Origin of the sequence: Pseudomonas sp. DVZ6, assembly GCF_024259445.1 — a bacterium.
GTDB lineage: Bacteria > Pseudomonadota > Gammaproteobacteria > Pseudomonadales > Pseudomonadaceae > Aquipseudomonas > Aquipseudomonas peradeniyensis.
This window is the reverse complement of sequence record NZ_JANCLM010000007.1, coordinates 29,989-46,648: the sequence shown is the minus strand read 5'-3', so window position 1 is coordinate 46,648 and position 16,660 is coordinate 29,989. Positions and strand designations below refer to the sequence as shown.

Below are 16,660 nucleotides of genomic sequence, written 5' to 3'. Positions count from 1 at the left end.
ACTCACCCCAGCAGCGAGATATCGGCCACGCCCAGGAACAGACCGCGCAGGCGGCTGAGCAGGGCATAACGGTTGGCGCGTACCTTGGCGTCCTCGGCGTTGACCATCACCGCCTCGAAGAAGGCGTCGACCGGGTCACGCAGGGCCGCCAGGCGGGCCAGGGCCTCGCTGTACTGACGCGCGGCCGCCATCGGTTGCACGGCCTGGTCGGCCTGCTGGATGGCCGAGTACAGGGAGAACTCGTTGGCGTTGTCGAAGTACTTCGGCTCGACCTGGTCGGCGATGGCGCCTTCGGCCTTGCCCAGCAGGTTGGATACGCGCTTGTTCGCCGCGGCCAGGGCTTCGGCTTCCGGCAGCTTGCGGAAGGCCTGCACGGCCTGTACGCGCTGGTCGAAGTCCAGCGCCGAGCCCGGCTTCAGGGCACGCACCGACAGGTAGGTGGAGACGTCGATGCCTTCGTCCTCGTAGCGCGCGCGCAGGCGGTCGAAGACGAACTCCAGCACCTGCTCGGACAGGCCGGCGGCCTTGACCTTGGCACCGAACTGCTTGACCGCGAACTCGACCGCGACGGCCAGGTCCAGGTCCAGCTGCTTCTCGATCAGGATGCGCAGCACGCCCAGGGCGGCACGACGCAGGGCGTACGGGTCCTTGCTGCCGGTGGGCAGCATGCCGATGCCGAAGATGCCGACCAGGGTGTCGAGCTTGTCGGCGATGGCCACGGCGGCACCGGTGAGGGTCTGCGGCAGCTCGGCGCCGGCGCCGCGCGGCATGTACTGCTCGTTCAGCGCCAGGGCGACGTCTTGCGGCTCGCCGTCGTTCAGGGCGTAGTAGTAGCCGGCGATGCCCTGCATTTCAGGGAATTCGCCGACCATTTCCGAGGCCAGGTCGCACTTGGACAGCAGGCCGGCACGGCCGGCGTTGGCGGCGCTGCCGCCGATGTACGGGGCAATGAAGGCGGCCAGCTTGGAAACGCGCTCGGCCTTGTCGAACACGGTGCCCAGCTGAGCCTGGAACACCACGTTCTTCAGGCGCTCGTTGAAGCTTTCCAGCGGCTGCTTCTTGTCCTGCTTGAAGAAGAACTCGGCGTCGGTCAGGCGTGGGCGCACGACCTTCTCGTTGCCTTCGACGATCTGCTTCGGATCGCGGCTCTCGACGTTGGCCACGGTGATGAAGCGCGGCAGCAGCTTGCCTTCGCTGTCCAGCAGGCAGAAGTACTTCTGGTTGTCCTGCATGGTGGTGATCAGGGCTTCCTGCGGCACCTCGAGGAAACGCTCCTCGAACGAGCACACCAGCGGCACCGGCCACTCGACCAGGGCGGTCACTTCGTCCAGCAGCGCCGGTGGCACGATGGCCGTGCCTTCCTGCTGCATGGCCAGCTCGGCGGTGCGCTTGCTGATCAGCTCGCGACGCTCGGCGAAGTCGGCCAGCACGTGGGCCTTGCGCAGGTCCTCGACGTAGTTGGCCGGGGTGGTGATGAGCACGTTTTCCGGGTGGTGGAAGCGGTGGCCACGGGATTCACGGCCGGCCTTCTGGGCCAGGATGGTGCAATCGACCACCTGGTCGCCGAGCAGCATCACCAGCCACTGGGTCGGGCGCACGAACTCTTCACGGCTGGCGCCCCAGTGCATGCGCTTGGGGATCGGCAGGTCGTTGAGCGAATCCTCGACGATGGTCGGCAGCAGGCTGGCGGTGGCCTTGCCCGGAATGTGCTGGGAGAAGCGCAGCTTGGGGCCGCTCTGGTCGATGTCCGACAGCTCCACGCCGCACTTCTTGGCGAAGCCCAGGGCGGCCTGGGTCGGCTGGCCTTCGGCGTTGAACGCGGCCTGCACCGGCGGGCCGTCGATGTTGATGCTGCGGTCCGGCTGCTGCACGTCCAGCTGGCGGATCAGCACGGCCAGGCGGCGCGGCGCGGCGTAGACCTGCTTGCCGGTGTAGTTCAGGCCGGCGGCCTGCAGGCCTTTCTCGATACCGGCGAGGAACGCGTCGCCCAAGCTGGCGAGGGCCTTCGGTGGCAGCTCTTCGGTGCCCAGTTCAACCAGGAAATCTTGAGCACTCATTGTGCAGCCTCCAGCTTAGCCAACACTTCGTCACGCAGTTCGGGAGAGGCCATCGGGAAGCCCAGGCGTGCGCGGGCTTGCAGATAGCTTTGCGCCACGTCCCGGGCCAGGGTACGTACGCGCAGGATGTAGCGCTGGCGCTCGGTCACCGAGATGGCGCGGCGGGCGTCCAGCAGGTTGAAGGTGTGCGAGGCCTTCAGGACCATTTCGTAGGTCGGCAGCGGCAGGTCCAGCTTGATCAGGCGGTTCGCTTCGCTTTCGTAGAAGTCGAACAGTTCGAACAGCTTCTCGACGTTGGCGTGCTCGAAGTTGTAGGTCGACTGTTCCACTTCGTTCTGGTGGAACACGTCGCCGTAGGTGACCTTGCCGAACGGACCGTCGGCCCATACCAGGTCGTAGACCGAGTCCACACCCTGCAGGTACATGGCCAGGCGCTCCAGGCCGTAGGTGATCTCACCGGTGACCGGGTAGCACTCGATGCCACCGACCTGCTGGAAGTAGGTGAACTGGGTCACTTCCATGCCGTTCAGCCAGATTTCCCAACCCAGGCCCCAGGCACCGAGGGTCGGCGATTCCCAGTTGTCTTCGACGAAGCGGATGTCGTGAACCAGTGGATCCAGGCCGATGGCTTTCAGCGAGCCGAGGTACAGCTCCTGGAAGTTGGCCGGGTTCGGCTTGAGTACCACCTGGAACTGGTAGTAGTGCTGCAGGCGGTTGGGGTTTTCGCCATACCGCCCGTCGGCGGGGCGACGGCTGGGCTGCACGTAGGCGGCGTTCCAGGTCTCCGGGCCTACGGCGCGCAGGAAGGTAGCGGTGTGGAAAGTGCCGGCGCCTACTTCCATATCGTAGGGCTGAAGCACCACACAACCTTGCTCGGCCCAGTAGTTCTGCAGGGCGAGGATCAGGTCTTGGAAGGTACGCACGGCTGGCGTAGGCTGGCTCACGAAATTCACCTGTATCTGGGGATGCGGATGTAAAGAGCGGGAGTATACCCGATTCGCCTCGCCCTCTACGTTATTGGAGCCTTATGCCACGCTGCTTTTGGTGTTCCGACGATCCGTTGTACCAGGCCTATCACGACCATGAGTGGGGAACGCCGCAGCGCGATCCGGCGTTGCTCTTCGAGATGCTTTTGCTCGAAGGGTTCCAGGCGGGGTTGTCGTGGATCACGGTACTGAAGAAACGCGAGCGCTATCGCCAGGTGCTGGATGGCTTCGATCCGGTGAAACTGGCGCGCCTGAGCGACGAGCGCATCGAGGAGCTGATGCTTGATCCCGGCATCATTCGCAACCGCCTCAAGCTCAAGGCCGTGCGCCGCAATGCCCAGGCCTGGCTGGCTGTGGATAACCCCGCCGAATGGCTGTGGTCGTTCGTCGGCGGTGCGCCGAAGATCAACCAGTTCCAGGGGCGCGGCGACGTGCCGGCGGTCACCGATGAGGCCAAGGCCATGAGCAAGGCCCTGCAGAAGGCCGGCTTCACCTTTGTCGGGCCGACCATCTGCTACGCCTTCATGCAGGCCACCGGCATGGTCATGGACCACACCACCGACTGTGATCGTTACGCCGCGCTGGTGCGCTGACGGGGTACAATGCGCGCCTTGCTGAAATAAGGAATTCGCCTGTGGAAAAGTTCAAGGGCGCCCTGATGGTCGGGGTGCTGCGCCTGTTTGCCAAGCTGCCCTGGGGCGCTGTGCAGCGCGTCGGCGCCGGTATCGGCTGGCTGATGTGGAAAATCCCCAATGGCTCGCGCAATGTCGTGCGGATCAACCTGGCCAAGTGTTTCCCGGAGATGGACCCGGTCGAGCGCGAGCAGCTGGTTGGCCGCGCGTTGAAGGATATCGGCAAGTCGTTTGTCGAGAGCGCCTGCGCCTGGATCTGGCCGCCGCAGCGCTCGCTGGAGCTGGTCAAGGAAGTGCACGGCCTGGAAGTGCTGGAGCAGGCCCTGGCCTCGGGCAAGGGCGTGGTCGGCATCACCAGCCACCTGGGCAACTGGGAGGTGCTCAACCACTTCTACTGCAACCAGTGCAAACCGATCATCTTCTACCGCCCGCCCAAATTGAAGGCTGTGGATGACTTGCTGCGTGAACAGCGCGTACAGATGGGCAACCGCGTGGCGCCTTCGACCAAGGAAGGCATCCTCAGCGTGATCAAGGAAGTGCGTCGGGGTGGCCAGGTGGGGATTCCGGCCGACCCGGAGCCGGCGGAGTCGGCGGGCGTGTTCGTGCCGTTCCTCGGCACCCAGGCGCTGACCAGCAAGTTCGTGCCGAACATGCTGGCTGGCGGCAAGGCGGTGGGTGTTTTCCTGCATGCCCTGCGGTTGCCGGATGGCTCGGGCTTCAAGGTGTTCCTGGAAGCGGCGCCGGAAGCGATGTACAGCACCGATGTGACTGAATCGGCGGCGGCCATGAGCAAGGTGGTCGAGCGTTATGTGCGCGAGTACCCGAGCCAGTACATGTGGAGCATGAAGCGCTTCAAGAAGCGTCCGGCGGGCGAGCCGCGCTGGTATTGAGATTGCTGGGGGCGCTTCGCGGCACAAGGCCGCTCCTACAAGGTGACCGCGATCCCCTGTAGGAGCGGCCTTGTGCCGCGAAAGGGCTGCAAAGCAGCCCCGGCGATCTCAGATCTTGTTCAATTTCTTCAGGAACACGGTCATCTCTTTCTCAGCCTGCTTGTCGCCATGGGCCTGCGCCGCGACGATCCCCTCTTCCCAGGCCTTGCGCGCGCCGTCCAGATCCCCGCTCAACTGATACGCCTTCCCCAGCAGTTTCCACGCCGCCGAGTACTTCGGATCCTGCTTCACACAAGCTGCCAGGTGCACCGCTGCTTCAGCCCCATTGCCCTCGTCCAGCCAGGCCTTGCCCAGCCCGAACCTCAGCAGCGGGTTATCCACACCCTTGGCCAGCATCTTCTCCAGCGATTCGCGCATAGGTTTCTCTCCCGAATCCATGATGTTGCGGGCGCCTGTGGGAGCGGGTTCACCCGCGAATGCGTCGCTGAATCGGCAATCGTATTCGCGGGTAAACCCGCTCCCACAGGGGTTGGCTTTCTCTTCTAGAAAAAACTCAGGCCCACGTGGAACAGCTTCTCCACGTCCCGAATATGCTTTTTATCCACAACGAACAGGATCACATGGTCGCCCGACTCGATCACCGTGTCGTCGTGGGCGATCAGCACTTCCTCGTCGCGGATGATCGCGCCGATGGTGGTGCCCGGCGGCAGCGAGATGTCCTCGATGGCCTTGCCCACTACCTTGCTCGACTTCGAATCGCCATGGGCCACCGCCTCGATGGCCTCGGCCGCGCCGCGGCGTAGCGAGTGCACGCTGACGATATCGCCGCGGCGCACGTGGGCCAGCAAGGTGCCGATGGTGGCCAGCTGCGGGCTGATGGCGATGTCGATCTCGCCGCCCTGCACCAGGTCGACGTAGGCCGGGTTGTTGATGATGGTCATCACCTTGCGCGAGCCCAGGCGCTTGGCCAGCAGCGACGACATGATGTTGGCCTCGTCGTCATTGGTCAGGGCCAGGAAGATGTCGGCGTCGGCGATGTTCTCTTCGAGCATCAGGTCGCGGTCGGAGGCGCTGCCCTGCAGCACCACGGTGCTTTCGAGGGTGTCGGAGAGGTAGCGGCAGCGCGCCGGGTTCATCTCGATGATCTTTACCTGGTAGCGACTCTCGATGGCCTCGGCCAGGCGCTCGCCGATCTGTCCGCCGCCGGCGATGACCACGCGCTTGTTGGTCTCGTCGATACGCCGCAGCTCGCCCATCACCGCGCGGATGTCCTTCTTCGCGGCGATGAAGAACACCTCATCGTCGGCCTCGATCACCGTGTCGCCCTGGGGCGTGATCGGCCGGTCACGACGGAAGATCGCCGCCACGCGGGTGTCGACGTTGGGCATGTGGGCGCGGATCTGGCGCAGTTGCTGGCCCACCAGCGGGCCGCCGTAGTAGGCCCTGACCGCCACCAGTTGGGCCTTGCCTTCGGCGAAGTCGATCACCTGCAGCGAGCCCGGGTGTTCGATCAGGCGCTTGATGTAGTTGGTCACCACCTGCTCGGGGCTGATCAGCACGTCCACCGGGATGTGGTCGTTGTCGAACAGCTCTTCGCGGGTCAGGTAGGCCGACTCGCGCACCCGGGCGATCTTGGTCGGGGTGTGGAACAACGAATAGGCGACCTGGCAGGCGACCATGTTGGTCTCGTCGCTGTTGGTCACCGCCACCAGCATGTCGGCGTCGTCGGCGCCGGCCTGGCGCAGCACCGTCGGCAGCGAGGCGCGGCCCTGCACGGTGCGGATGTCCAGGCGATCGCCCAGGTCGCGCAGGCGCTCGCTGTCGGTGTCGACCACGGTGATGTCGTTGGCTTCGCTGGCCAGGTGCTCTGCCAGCGTACCGCCTACCTGGCCTGCGCCGAGGATGATGATCTTCATCCGCTACTCCCTACCCTTTTTGTTCTTTACCCGCGCGAGGCGGCAATCTTGATCAGCTTGGCATAGTAGAACCCGTCGTGGCCGCCTTCCTGGGCCAGCAGCTGGCGGCCGTGGGGCTGGCGCAGGCCGGCCTCAAGGGCCAGGTCCAGCTCGCGGGCGCCGGGGGTGCGGGCGAGGAAGGCGTCGATCACTTCGGTGTTCTCGGTTGGCAGGCTCGAGCAGGTCGCGTAAAGCAGCATGCCGCCCACTTCCAGGGTCGGCCACAAGGCATCGAGCAGCTCGCCTTGCAGCGTTGCCAGGGCCGGGATGTCCTCGGCCTGGCGGGTCAGCTTGATGTCCGGGTGGCGGCGGATCACGCCGGTGGCCGAGCAGGGCGCATCGAGCAGGATGCGCTGGAATGGCTTGCCGTCCCACCAACTGGTGGTGTCGCGGGCGTCGCAGGCGATCAGCTCGGCGTCGAGCTTGAGGCGGTCGAGGTTCTCGCGCACGCGGGCCAGGCGTTTGGCTTCCAGGTCGATGGCGACCATGTGGGCCAGGCCAGGTTCGGCTTCCAGCAGGTGGCAGGTCTTGCCGCCCGGGGCGCAGCAGGCGTCGAGCACGCGCTGGCCGGGGGCCAGTTCGAGCAGGTCGGCGGACAGTTGCGCGGCTTCGTCCTGCACGCTCACCCAGCCGTCGGCGAAGCCCGGCAAACCACGTACGTCGCAGGCTTCGGCCAGGACGATACCGTCGCGGCTGAACTGGCAGGCGCTGGCCTGGATGCCAGCCTCGGCCAGCAGCACCAGGTAGGCGTCGCGGCTGTGGTGGCGGCGGTTGATCCGCAGGATCATCGGCGGGTGGGCGTTGTTGGCGGCGCAGATGGCTTCCCATTGCTCCGGCCAGAACGTTTTCAGCGCCTTCTGCAGCCAGCGCGGGTGTGCGGTGCGTACCACGGGGTCGCGTTCCATGCCGGCGAGCAGCTCCTCGCCTTCACGCTGGGCGCGGCGCAGCACGGCATTGAGCAGGCCCTTGGCCCACGGCTTCTTGAGCTTGTCGGCGCAACCCACGGTCTCGCCGATGGCGGCGTGGGCCGGGATGCGCGTGTAGAACAGCTGGTACAGGCCGACCAGCAGCAGCGCCTGTACATCGGCGTCGGCGGCCTTGAACGGCTTCTGCAGCAGTTGCGCGGCCAGCAGGTCCAGGCGCGGCTGCCAGCGGGCGGTACCGAAGGCCAGGTCCTGGGTCAGGCCACGGTCGCGCTCTTCGACCTTGTCCAGTTGCGCCGGCAACGAGCTGTTCAGCGAGGCCTTGCCGCTGAGCACGGCGGCAAGGGCGCGGGCGGCGGCCAGGCGTGGGTTCATTGGCCAAGCACCTTGCCGCTGGCGAACTTCTCGCGGCGGCTGTTGAACAGGTCGCTGAAGGCCAGGGCCTTGCCGCCGGGCAGTTGCAGGCGGGTCAGGCTCAGGGCGCCGTCACCGCAGGCGACGACCAGGCCGTCCTTGCTGGCGGAGAGGATTTCACCGGGGGCGCCCTGGCCTGTGGACAAGTTGGCGGCCAGCACCTTCACGCTTTCGCCGTCGAGGGTGCTGTGGCACACCGGCCAGGGGTTGAAGGCACGGATCAGGCGCTCCAGCTCCACGGCCGGGCGGCTCCAGTCGATGCGTGCTTCGTCCTTGTTCAGCTTGTGGGCGTAGGTGGCCAGGGCATCGTCCTGGACTTCACCTTGCAGCGAACCGTCGGCCAAGCCGGCAATTGCCTGGACTACAGCAGGTGGGCCCATTTCGGCGAGGCGGTCATGCAGGGTGCCACCGGTATCCTCGGCGCTGATCGGGGTGACCACCTTGAGCAGCATCGGGCCGGTATCCAGGCCGGCTTCCATGCGCATCACGGTCACGCCGCTCTCGGCGTCGCCGGCTTCCACGGCGCGCTGGATCGGCGCCGCGCCGCGCCAGCGTGGCAGCAGGGAGGCGTGGCTGTTGATGCAACCCAGGCGCGGGATATCCAGCACAGCCTGGGGCAGGATCAGCCCGTAGGCGACCACCACCATCAGGTCCGGCTTCAGTGCGGCGAGTTCGGCTTGTGCATCGGCATTGCGCAGGGTCTGCGGCTGGTACACCGGGATGTCATGGGCCACGGCCAGCGCCTTGACCGCGCTCGGCATGAGCTTCTGGCCACGGCCGGCCGGGCGGTCGGGCTGGGTGTAGACGGCCACGATCTCGTACGGGCTGTCGAGCAGGGCCTTGAGGTGTTCGGCGGCAAACTCTGGAGTGCCTGCGAAGACGATGCGCATGGAGTTCTCGCTTCTTCAAAAAGAAAAAGGCTTGCCGGAGCAAGCCTTCTGGAAGGTGGGGATCAGGCTTGCTGGCGGTGCTGCTTTTCCAGCTTCTTCTTGATCCGGTCGCGTTTGAGCTGGGACAGGTAGTCGACGAACAGCTTGCCGTTGAGGTGATCGAACTCGTGCTGCACACACACCGCCAGCAGGCCTTCGCATTCCAGTTCGTAGGGCTTGCCGTCGCGGTCCTGGGCCTTGACCCGAACGCGCAGCGGGCGGTCGACGTTCTCGTAGAAGCCGGGCACCGACAGGCAGCCTTCCTGGTACTGACCCATGTCGTGGGTCAGTTCCTCGACCGTGGGGTTGATGAAGACGCGCGGCTCGCTACGGTCTTCGCTCAGGTCCATCACCACGACCTGCTTGTGCACGTTGACCTGGGTGGCGGCCAGGCCGATGCCAGGCGCCTCGTACATGGTCTCGAACATGTCGTCGATCAGCTGGCTCAAGGCGTCGTCAAACTCCGTCACCGGTTTGGCGATGGTGCGCAGGCGCGGATCGGGGAATTCGAGAATGTTCAAAATGGCCATGGTGGTCAGGCAGTCACTGTGCGGTCGGTTGAAAACTGAGCACACATAATAAAGGGAAATGGGGCGTTCGGCACCTGTGAAGCTTGGCTAGGGTCTCTATGGGCTTGATAGCTGCCATTTCATGGACAGCTTTTCAAAGTGTTATTCACAAAGATATCCACAGGTTGTGCCACGTATCTGGCCCCCTGTCGATCAAGGACGATCCACCATGAACCCATCCCGTTCGTCGCCTTGTCCGCCTGCGGAACTGGAGGCGCGACTGCGTCTTCATAGCCTTCCGGATATTGGCTTGCGTCGTTTCCATACCCTCATCGACGCGTTCGGCAGTGCCTCGTCGGCACTCAGCGCGCCGGCCAGCGCCTGGCAGGCGTTGGGGCTGAAGGATGCCAGTATAGACGCCCGGCGCAGCCCGCAAGTGCGCGACGGCGCATTGGCTGCAATGCGCTGGATAGAGCGTCCGGGCCAGCATTTACTGATGTGGGACAGGCCTGGCTACCCGGCGTTGCTGGCCGAGATAGACGATCCGCCGCCGCTGTTGTTCGTCGCGGGCGAGCCCGCTTTGCTCGAGCAACCGCAACTGGCGATCGTGGGCAGCAGGCGTGCTTCACCCCCGGCGCTGGATACCGCGGGCGCGTTTTCCCGATGCCTTTCCCAGGCGGGTTTCACCATCACCAGCGGGCTGGCACTGGGCGTCGACGGTGCCGCTCATCGGGCTGCGTTGAAGGCTGGCGGGTACACCATCGGGGTGCTCGGCACGGGGTTGCAAAAACTTTATCCACAGCGCCACCGTGACCTGGCCAGGGCGATGATCGACAGCGGTAGCGCGCTGGTTTCCGAGTATCCGCTGGACGCTGGGCCACTGGCCGGCAACTTTCCGCGCCGTAACCGGATCATCAGCGGCTTGTCGCTGGGTGTGCTGGTGGTCGAGGCCAGCCTCGCCAGTGGCTCGTTGATCACCGCACGGCTCGCCGCCGAACAGGGGCGGGAGGTGTACGCGATTCCTGGGTCCATTCATCACCCCGGCGCCAAGGGCTGCCACCAGCTGATCCGCGATGGCGCCCTGCTGGTGGAAAGCGTGGAGCAGATCCTCGACAGCCTGCGCGGTTGGCAGAACCTGCCGCCCGCAGTTGTGGATAAACCCGCCCATCCCCTGCTCGCCCTGCTCCACGCTGCCCCCCACACCAGCGAGGGCCTGGCCCACAGCAGCGGCCTGCCGTTGGCCCAGGTGCTTGCCAGTCTCACCGAGCTGGAGCTCGAAGGCCGGGTGAGCAACGAAGCCGGGCGTTGGTTTGCCCGTGCCGGCTAAGTACACTGCGCGCACGGCGTTTATGCGGAGAGACGGAAAATGGTGAGCAGTTGGCGTGTGCAACAAGCCGCGCGCGAGGTGAAGGCGGGTGCGGTGATCGCCTATCCGACGGAAGCGGTCTGGGGCCTGGGCTGCGACCCGTGGAACGAGGACGCGGTGTATCGCCTGCTGGCGCTCAAGTCGCGCCCTGTGGATAAAGGGCTGATCCTGGTCGCCGACAACATCCGCCAGTTCGACTTTCTGTTCGAGGATTTCCCCCAGGACTGGATCGACCGCATGAGCGCCACTTGGCCAGGGCCTAACACCTGGCTGGTGCCGCACCAGGGCCTGCTGCCCGAATGGGTGACCGGGCAGCACGACACCGTGGCGCTGCGGGTCAGCGATCATCCACAGGTGCGGGAGTTGTGCGCGCTGGTCGGGCCGCTGATCTCCACCTCCTGCAACCCGGCCGGGCGGCCGGCGGCCAAGAGTCGGTTGCGGGTGGAGCAGTATTTCCACAACGAGCTGGATATGGTGCTGGGTGGGGCGTTGGGTGGGCGGAAGAACCCGAGCCTGATTCGCGACCTGGCGACCGGCGAGGTTGTGCGCCCGGGTTGATACCGCTGGCGAGGGCTTCGCCCTCGTTTCGCGGCACAAGGCCGCTCCTACAGGCAATCGCGATCCCCTGTAGGAGCGGCCTTGTGCCGCGAAAGGGCCGCAAAGCGGCCCCAGAATCCCCGCCGATTTTTCTGATTTGCACCCAGATGGCTGCCCATTCTGAATTCAGAGAAATATCCTACGCAGTCTGTCGACTGCCATTACCTTCTCAGTGGGAACTCCTGCCTCTAGGCTCCAGACCATCGCCGAATAATTTGGCGATCGGGTGTGGTAGCCCGGGTATTCGATTTCCCATGTCAGTCCATGGCGGCTGTGCGTGGGAGGCTTTCGAGCCTGCCTGGTTTGGGAATCGCCCGGGTCTACCACCTCGCGTACAGTCGCCACCCAATTCGCGTGGTAGCGGGGCCGGTGGTTTTTTAAGGAGCGAATTCCCATGACTAGAAAGCTTGTTCCCGATCCACCACTCCCAAACACCACAACCCACCCTTTCGGCCGCTGCGACGCCGGCCACCCTCCACTCTTCACCGTAAACCCCAACATCGAAGCCCACGACGCCCTGGTACACGTCGCGCTCTACCTGCGCTGTGCCTACGACACCGGCATCAAGGCCCTCGACCACCTGCGCGATGAGGGGCGAGGCATGTACTGGTCCAGCCTGCATTCGCTGGAAATGGCGGAGGGGTTGGTGGAGGCGATGCTCGATGGCCTCGAGTCGGCTCCAGCGTTGAAGAAACCCGCCGGCTGAACTGACGCAATCGCGGGGCAAGCCCGCTCCCACGCCGGTCTCTGATTATGGCGTGGGAGCGGCGGTGCGCCGCTGCGACTTGCCCCGCGATAGGGCCCTCAAGGTAGAAGCACAGTCGAGCCAACAGTCCGCCGCGCCGACAACTCCGTCTGCGCCTTGGCCGCCTCGCTCAATGGATACCGCTGCTGGATATCCACAGCGAGCTTGCCACTGGCGATCATCGCGAACAGGTCGTCAGCCATTGCCTGGGTGTTCTCGGCATTGTTGGCGTAGCTCCCCAGCGTCGGCCGGGTGACATACAACGACCCCTTCTGCGACAGGATCCCCAAGTTGACCCCGGTTACCGCGCCGGAGGCATTGCCAAAGCTGACCATCAAACCGCGCGGCCGCAGGCAATCCAGCGAAGTCAGCCAGGTATCGGCGCCCACTCCGTCATACACCACCGAGCACTTCTGACCGTCGGTCAGCTCCAGCACGCGCTCCGCCACGTCTTCATGGCTGTAGTCGATGGTCGCCCAGGCGCCGAGGGCCTTGGCCCGTTCGGCTTTCTCAGCAGAGCTGACGGTACCGATCAGCTTCGCCCCCAGTGCCTTGGCCCACTGGCATGCCAGCGACCCCACACCGCCGGCGGCGGCGTGGAACAGCACGAAGTCCCCCGGCTGCACGGCATGGGTCTGCTTGAGCAAATACTGCGTGGTCAGCCCCTTGAGCATCACCGCTGCCGCCTGTTCGAAGCTGATCGCCTCCGGCAGCTTCACCAGGTTGGCCTCCGGCAGCGTATGCACCTCGCTGTAGGCCCCCAGCGGCCCACCGGCATAGGCCACGCGGTCGCCGACCTTGATCCGGCTGACGCCCTCGCCCACCGCCTCGACCACGCCGGCCGCTTCGGTGCCCAGGCCAGACGGCAGCGCAGGCGGCGCATACAGCCCGCTGCGGAAATAGGTGTCGATGAAATTCAAGCCGATCGCATGGTTACGCACCCGCACTTGCTGCGGGCCGGGCGGTGCCGGGTCGAACTCCACCAGTTGCAGGACTTCCGGGCCGCCATGCTGGCTGAACTGGATACGCTTGGCCATCACACACTCCTGTTGTCGAGGGTCGCAAAGGCCTTCTATCGGACGCCTTTGCTTGACCGCCGTCAACTGCGACGCGGCGTCGGCCGGTGGTATGCTACGCGGCGAATTTTCCCGCTCCTTCCAGGTGACCCGATGACCAGCCGCACCGAGGCCGTAAAAGCCTACCTGCTCGACCTGCAAGACCGCATCTGCTCTGCCCTCGAAACCGAAGACGGCGGCGCCCGCTTCGTCGAGGATGCCTGGGTGCGCGATGCCGGCGGCGGCGGTCGCACACGGGTGATCGGCGAGGGCAAGGTGATCGAGAAAGGTGGGGTGAATTTTTCCCACGTGTTCGGCGCCGGCCTGCCGCCGTCGGCCAGTGCCCACCGGCCGGAGCTGGCGGGCCGTGGTTTCGAGGCCCTGGGCGTGTCGCTGGTGATCCACCCGCACAACCCGCATGTGCCGACTTCCCACGCCAACGTGCGCTTCTTCATCGCCGAAAAAGAAGGCGAAGAGGCGGTATGGTGGTTCGGCGGTGGCTTCGACCTGACCCCGTACTACGGCAATGAAGAAGACTGCGTGCACTGGCACCGCGTCGCCGAGCAGGCCTGCGCGCCGTTCGGCGCCGATGTCTACCCACACTACAAGGCCTGGTGCGACCGCTATTTCCACCTCAAGCACCGTGGCGAGCCGCGTGGCATTGGCGGCCTGTTCTTCGACGACCTGAACGAGTGGGACTTCGACACCTGCTTCGCCTTCATGCGCGCCATCGGCGACGCCTACGTCGATGCCTATCTGCCGATCATCCAGCGCCGCAAAGACACGCCGTACACTGCCAAGCAGCGTGAATTCCAGGAATACCGCCGTGGCCGCTACGTCGAGTTCAACCTGGTCTACGACCGCGGCACCCTGTTCGGTTTGCAGTCAGGCGGTCGCACCGAGTCGATCCTGATGTCGCTGCCGCCGCAGGTACGCTGGGGTTACGATTGGAAAGCGGAGCCTGGCAGCGAGGAAGCGCTCCTGACCGACTACTTCCTGCAGGACCGCGACTGGCTCGCCCAGTAAGCCAGTGGATAACCGAGGAGCCCTCATGGACCAATACGTCGTATTCGGCAACCCCATCGGCCACAGCAAGTCGCCGCTGATCCACCGCCTGTTCGCCGACCAGACCGGCCAGGACCTGGAGTACGGCACCCTGCTGGCGCCGCTGGATGAGTTCAGCGACTGCGCCACAGGCTTCTTCAAGCAAGGCAGCGGCGCCAACGTCACCGTGCCGTTCAAGGAAGAGGCCTATCGCCTGTGCGACAGCCTCACCCCGCGTGCACAGCGTGCCGGTGCGGTGAACACCCTGACCAAGCTGGCTGACGGCACCTTGCAGGGTGACAACACCGACGGTGCGGGGCTGGTGCGTGACCTGACGGTGAACGCCGGGGTGGTCTTGACTGGCAAGCGCATCCTTATCCTTGGCGCCGGCGGTGCTGTTCGAGGTGTGCTGGAGCCTATCCTGGCGCACAACCCGCAATCGCTGGTTATCGCCAACCGCACCGTGGAAAAGGCCGAGCAACTGGCGCGCGAATTCGATGAGCTTGGGCCGGTGGTGGCCAGTGGTTTCGGCTGGTTGCAGGAGCCGGTGGACGTGATCATCAACGCCACTTCGGCGAGCCTGTCCGGCGAGCTGCCGCCGATTGCCGACAGCCTGGTCGAGGCGGGGCGCACGGTCTGCTATGACATGATGTATGGCAAGGAGCCGACGCCGTTCTGCCAGTGGGCCACCAAGCTTGGCGCGGCCAAGGTGCTGGATGGGCTGGGGATGCTGGCCGAGCAGGCGGCTGAGGCGTTCTTTATCTGGCGGGGAGTTAGGCCGGAGACTGGGCCGGTCTTGGATGAGCTGCGCCGACTACTCGCTCGTAGCTGAGATTGCTGGGGCCGCTTTGCGGCCCTTTCGCGGCACAAGGCCGCTCCTACAGAGGACCGCGCACTCTTGTAGGAGCGGCCTTGTGCCGCGAAAGGGCTGCAAAGCAGCCCCAGGATCTAAAAGGTCAATCATCGAACCGGATCGGACACTGCTCCACCCCCTCCAGCTTCTGTAACTCCTCGATCACTTGCGGCCGGGCCCGGTGCAGCGTCAGGCTGCCGCCAAGGCGCATCAGCCGACGCGCCTCGCGGTGCAACATATCCACACCCGAATAGTCGATGAAGTTCACCTGTCGCGCATCGATCACCACATGCGGCCCCTGGCAGCGCTGCAAGCGCACCTGCAGGTAATGCGCCGCGCCGAAGAAGATCGACCCGCCCACCCGCAACACGTCCGCCTCCCCTTCCCGGCTCTGCTGCACTCGCGGCCTCGAGGTGCGCTTGAGGTAGAAGAACAGCGATGCCAGCACCCCGGCGTAGATCGCCGTTTGCAGCTCCAGCAGCAGGGTCGCGGCGGCGGTCAGCGCCATCACCAGGAACTCCGAGCGGCTGACCCGGAACAGCGCGCGGATGCCGCGATGGTCCACCAGCCCCCAGCAGATCAGCAGGATGCTGCCTGCCATTGCCGGGATCGGCAGATGGGCGATCAGCCCGGCACCAGCAACCGCGAACAGCGCCACCCACAGCGCCGAGAACACCCCGGCCAACGGTGAGCGGGCGCCTGCGTCGTAGCTGAGCCCGGAGCGGGTAAAGGAGCCGGAGGACAGGTAGCCGGAGAACAATGCCCCCATGATGTTCGACAGGCCCTGGGCGCGGATCTCCTGGTTGGCGTCGATCAGTTGCTCGGAACGGGCGGACAGCGAACGGGCTATGGACAGGCTGGTGACCAGCCCGAGCATACCGACAGCCACGGCGCTGGGCAGCAGGCGCAGCATCAGTTCCACATCGAGTAGCGGCAGTGGGCTGAGCGGTGGCAACTGGCCGATGAAAGCAGGCACGCGTGGCACATGGCCGAACACGCCGGGCAACAGCCAAGCCGCCAGGCTGACCAGCAGCAGACTTATCAACAGGCTCGGCCAACGTGGACGCCAAAGCTTCAACACCCCGCCAATCACCAGGGTGCTCAGTCCCAGGACCAGCGAAGGCATGTCGACCTCGCCCATATGGCCAGCCAGTTCCTGCACGGTCTTCAGAGCCGTGGCCTGGCTAGGTAGGTCCAGGCCCAGCAGGTTGGGCAATTGGCCCAGGGCGATGACAACGGCGGCACCGAGGGTGAAGCCCAGCACCACCGAATGGGAGACGAAGTTGACCAGCGCGCCGAAGCGCAGCAGCCCCAGCAAGAGTTGGAAGATGCCGCCGAGAAAGGTCAGCAGCAGCACCAGGGTCACGTAGTCGGCGCTGCCGACCACGGCCAGTGGGCTGATGCTGGCGTACAGGACGATGGAGATAGCGGCGGTGGGGCCGCAGATCAGGTGCCAGGAAGAGCCCCATAGGCAGGCGACCAGCACCGGCACGATGGCGGCGTACAGGCCGTACTCGGCGGGCAGGCCGGCGATCAGGGCGTAGGCGATAGATTGCGGCAGGGCGAGGATGGCGCCGCTCAGGCCCACCAGCATGTCCTGGCGCAGGCTGCGGCCCGATTGGCGGGGGACCCAGGTGAGGAAGGGCAGCAGGTGGGTAAGACGAGACATGCGTCATTCCTGTTCAGTATCGCTGGCGAGGGCTTT

At 65.2% G+C, this 16,660-nt stretch carries 16 protein-coding genes; 7 read left to right on the top strand and 9 right to left on the bottom strand.

The genetic code is table 11. From position 1 onward, the window contains the following. Nucleotides 1–2: 2 nt before the first annotated feature. Nucleotides 3–2,057 (bottom strand): glycine--tRNA ligase subunit beta, encoded by a 2,055-nt coding sequence (gene glyS / locus NMG10_RS05930; protein ID WP_186712236.1) that lies wholly within the window; start codon nt 2,055–2,057, stop codon nt 3–5. Further along, nucleotides 2,054–3,001 carry a glycine--tRNA ligase subunit alpha gene (gene glyQ, locus NMG10_RS05925; protein WP_011531473.1) on the bottom strand — a complete coding sequence of 316 codons (948 nt, stop codon included), beginning with the start codon at nt 2,999–3,001 and terminating at the stop codon, nt 2,054–2,056. The genes glyS and glyQ overlap by 4 nt, the downstream gene beginning before the upstream one ends. Nucleotides 3,002–3,084: 83 nt before the next feature. Between glyQ and NMG10_RS05920 the strand changes: the two genes are divergently transcribed. Together NMG10_RS05920 and NMG10_RS05915 are read left to right on the top strand one after the other, a co-directional pair. Continuing rightward, a complete protein-coding gene (locus NMG10_RS05920; protein ID WP_050707617.1) occupies nt 3,085–3,636 on the top strand; it encodes a DNA-3-methyladenine glycosylase I in 552 nt (183 codons plus the stop codon). A 41-nt stretch (nt 3,637–3,677) separates the two neighbouring features. After that, on the top strand, nt 3,678–4,565 hold the full coding sequence (locus NMG10_RS05915) for a lysophospholipid acyltransferase (RefSeq protein WP_203649220.1): 888 nt from the start codon (nt 3,678–3,680) through the stop codon (nt 4,563–4,565). 108 nt (nt 4,566–4,673) lie between these two features. Here NMG10_RS05915 and NMG10_RS05910 read toward each other — a convergent pair whose 3' ends face one another. From NMG10_RS05910 to def, 5 genes are all read right to left on the bottom strand, one after another. Continuing rightward, nucleotides 4,674–4,982, bottom strand: coding sequence for a tetratricopeptide repeat protein (locus NMG10_RS05910; RefSeq protein WP_186712233.1), 309 nt, complete (start codon nt 4,980–4,982; stop codon nt 4,674–4,676). A 125-nt stretch (nt 4,983–5,107) separates the two neighbouring features. Then, the gene (gene trkA / locus NMG10_RS05905; protein ID WP_050707620.1) at nt 5,108–6,481 is read right to left on the bottom strand and encodes a Trk system potassium transporter TrkA; all 1,374 of its coding nucleotides are present in this window, start codon (nt 6,479–6,481) and stop codon (nt 5,108–5,110) included. Between the two features lie 26 nt (nt 6,482–6,507). Then, nucleotides 6,508–7,818, bottom strand: coding sequence for a 16S rRNA (cytosine(967)-C(5))-methyltransferase RsmB (gene rsmB, locus NMG10_RS05900; RefSeq protein ID WP_232855442.1), 1,311 nt, complete (start codon nt 7,816–7,818; stop codon nt 6,508–6,510). After that, nucleotides 7,815–8,747: a methionyl-tRNA formyltransferase gene (gene fmt, locus NMG10_RS05895; RefSeq protein ID WP_254463955.1), complete on the bottom strand. Its 933-nt coding sequence runs from the start codon at nt 8,745–8,747 to the stop codon at nt 7,815–7,817. The genes rsmB and fmt overlap by 4 nt, the downstream gene beginning before the upstream one ends. 62 nt (nt 8,748–8,809) lie before the next feature. Further along, nucleotides 8,810–9,316: a peptide deformylase gene (gene def, locus NMG10_RS05890; RefSeq protein ID WP_028690050.1), complete on the bottom strand. Its 507-nt coding sequence runs from the start codon at nt 9,314–9,316 to the stop codon at nt 8,810–8,812. A 208-nt stretch (nt 9,317–9,524) separates the two neighbouring features. Between def and dprA the strand changes: the two genes are divergently transcribed. The 3 genes from dprA (at nt 9,525) to NMG10_RS05875 (ending at nt 11,964) form a co-directional block, all read left to right on the top strand. After that, complete coding sequence (gene dprA, locus NMG10_RS05885; protein ID WP_232855444.1) at nt 9,525–10,622, top strand: DNA-processing protein DprA; 1,098 nt, start codon at nt 9,525–9,527, stop codon at nt 10,620–10,622. Between the two features lie 39 nt (nt 10,623–10,661). Further along, complete coding sequence (locus tag NMG10_RS05880) at nt 10,662–11,219, top strand: L-threonylcarbamoyladenylate synthase (protein WP_028690052.1); 558 nt, start codon at nt 10,662–10,664, stop codon at nt 11,217–11,219. Between the two features lie 433 nt (nt 11,220–11,652). Continuing rightward, nucleotides 11,653–11,964: a DUF3077 domain-containing protein gene (locus NMG10_RS05875; protein WP_254463954.1), complete on the top strand. Its 312-nt coding sequence runs from the start codon at nt 11,653–11,655 to the stop codon at nt 11,962–11,964. A gap of 98 nt (nt 11,965–12,062) precedes the next feature. On the opposite strand, the gene NMG10_RS05870 is transcribed toward NMG10_RS05875, so the two are convergent. Next, nucleotides 12,063–13,040 (bottom strand): NADPH:quinone reductase, encoded by a 978-nt coding sequence (locus NMG10_RS05870; RefSeq protein WP_254463953.1) that lies wholly within the window; start codon nt 13,038–13,040, stop codon nt 12,063–12,065. A 132-nt stretch (nt 13,041–13,172) separates the two neighbouring features. On the opposite strand from NMG10_RS05870, the gene hemF reads away from it, so the two are divergent. Together hemF and aroE are read left to right on the top strand one after the other, a co-directional pair. Next, the gene (hemF, locus tag NMG10_RS05865; protein WP_232855447.1) at nt 13,173–14,084 is read left to right on the top strand and encodes an oxygen-dependent coproporphyrinogen oxidase; all 912 of its coding nucleotides are present in this window, start codon (nt 13,173–13,175) and stop codon (nt 14,082–14,084) included. A 25-nt stretch (nt 14,085–14,109) separates the two neighbouring features. Continuing rightward, a complete protein-coding gene (gene aroE, locus NMG10_RS05860) occupies nt 14,110–14,934 on the top strand; it encodes a shikimate dehydrogenase (protein ID WP_254463952.1) in 825 nt (274 codons plus the stop codon). A 124-nt stretch (nt 14,935–15,058) separates the two neighbouring features. On the opposite strand, the gene NMG10_RS05855 is transcribed toward aroE, so the two are convergent. Next, entirely contained in the window at nt 15,059–16,624 is a 1,566-nt protein-coding gene (locus tag NMG10_RS05855) for a SulP family inorganic anion transporter (protein WP_254463951.1), read from the bottom strand. Between the last annotated feature and the right edge of the window lie 36 nt (nt 16,625–16,660).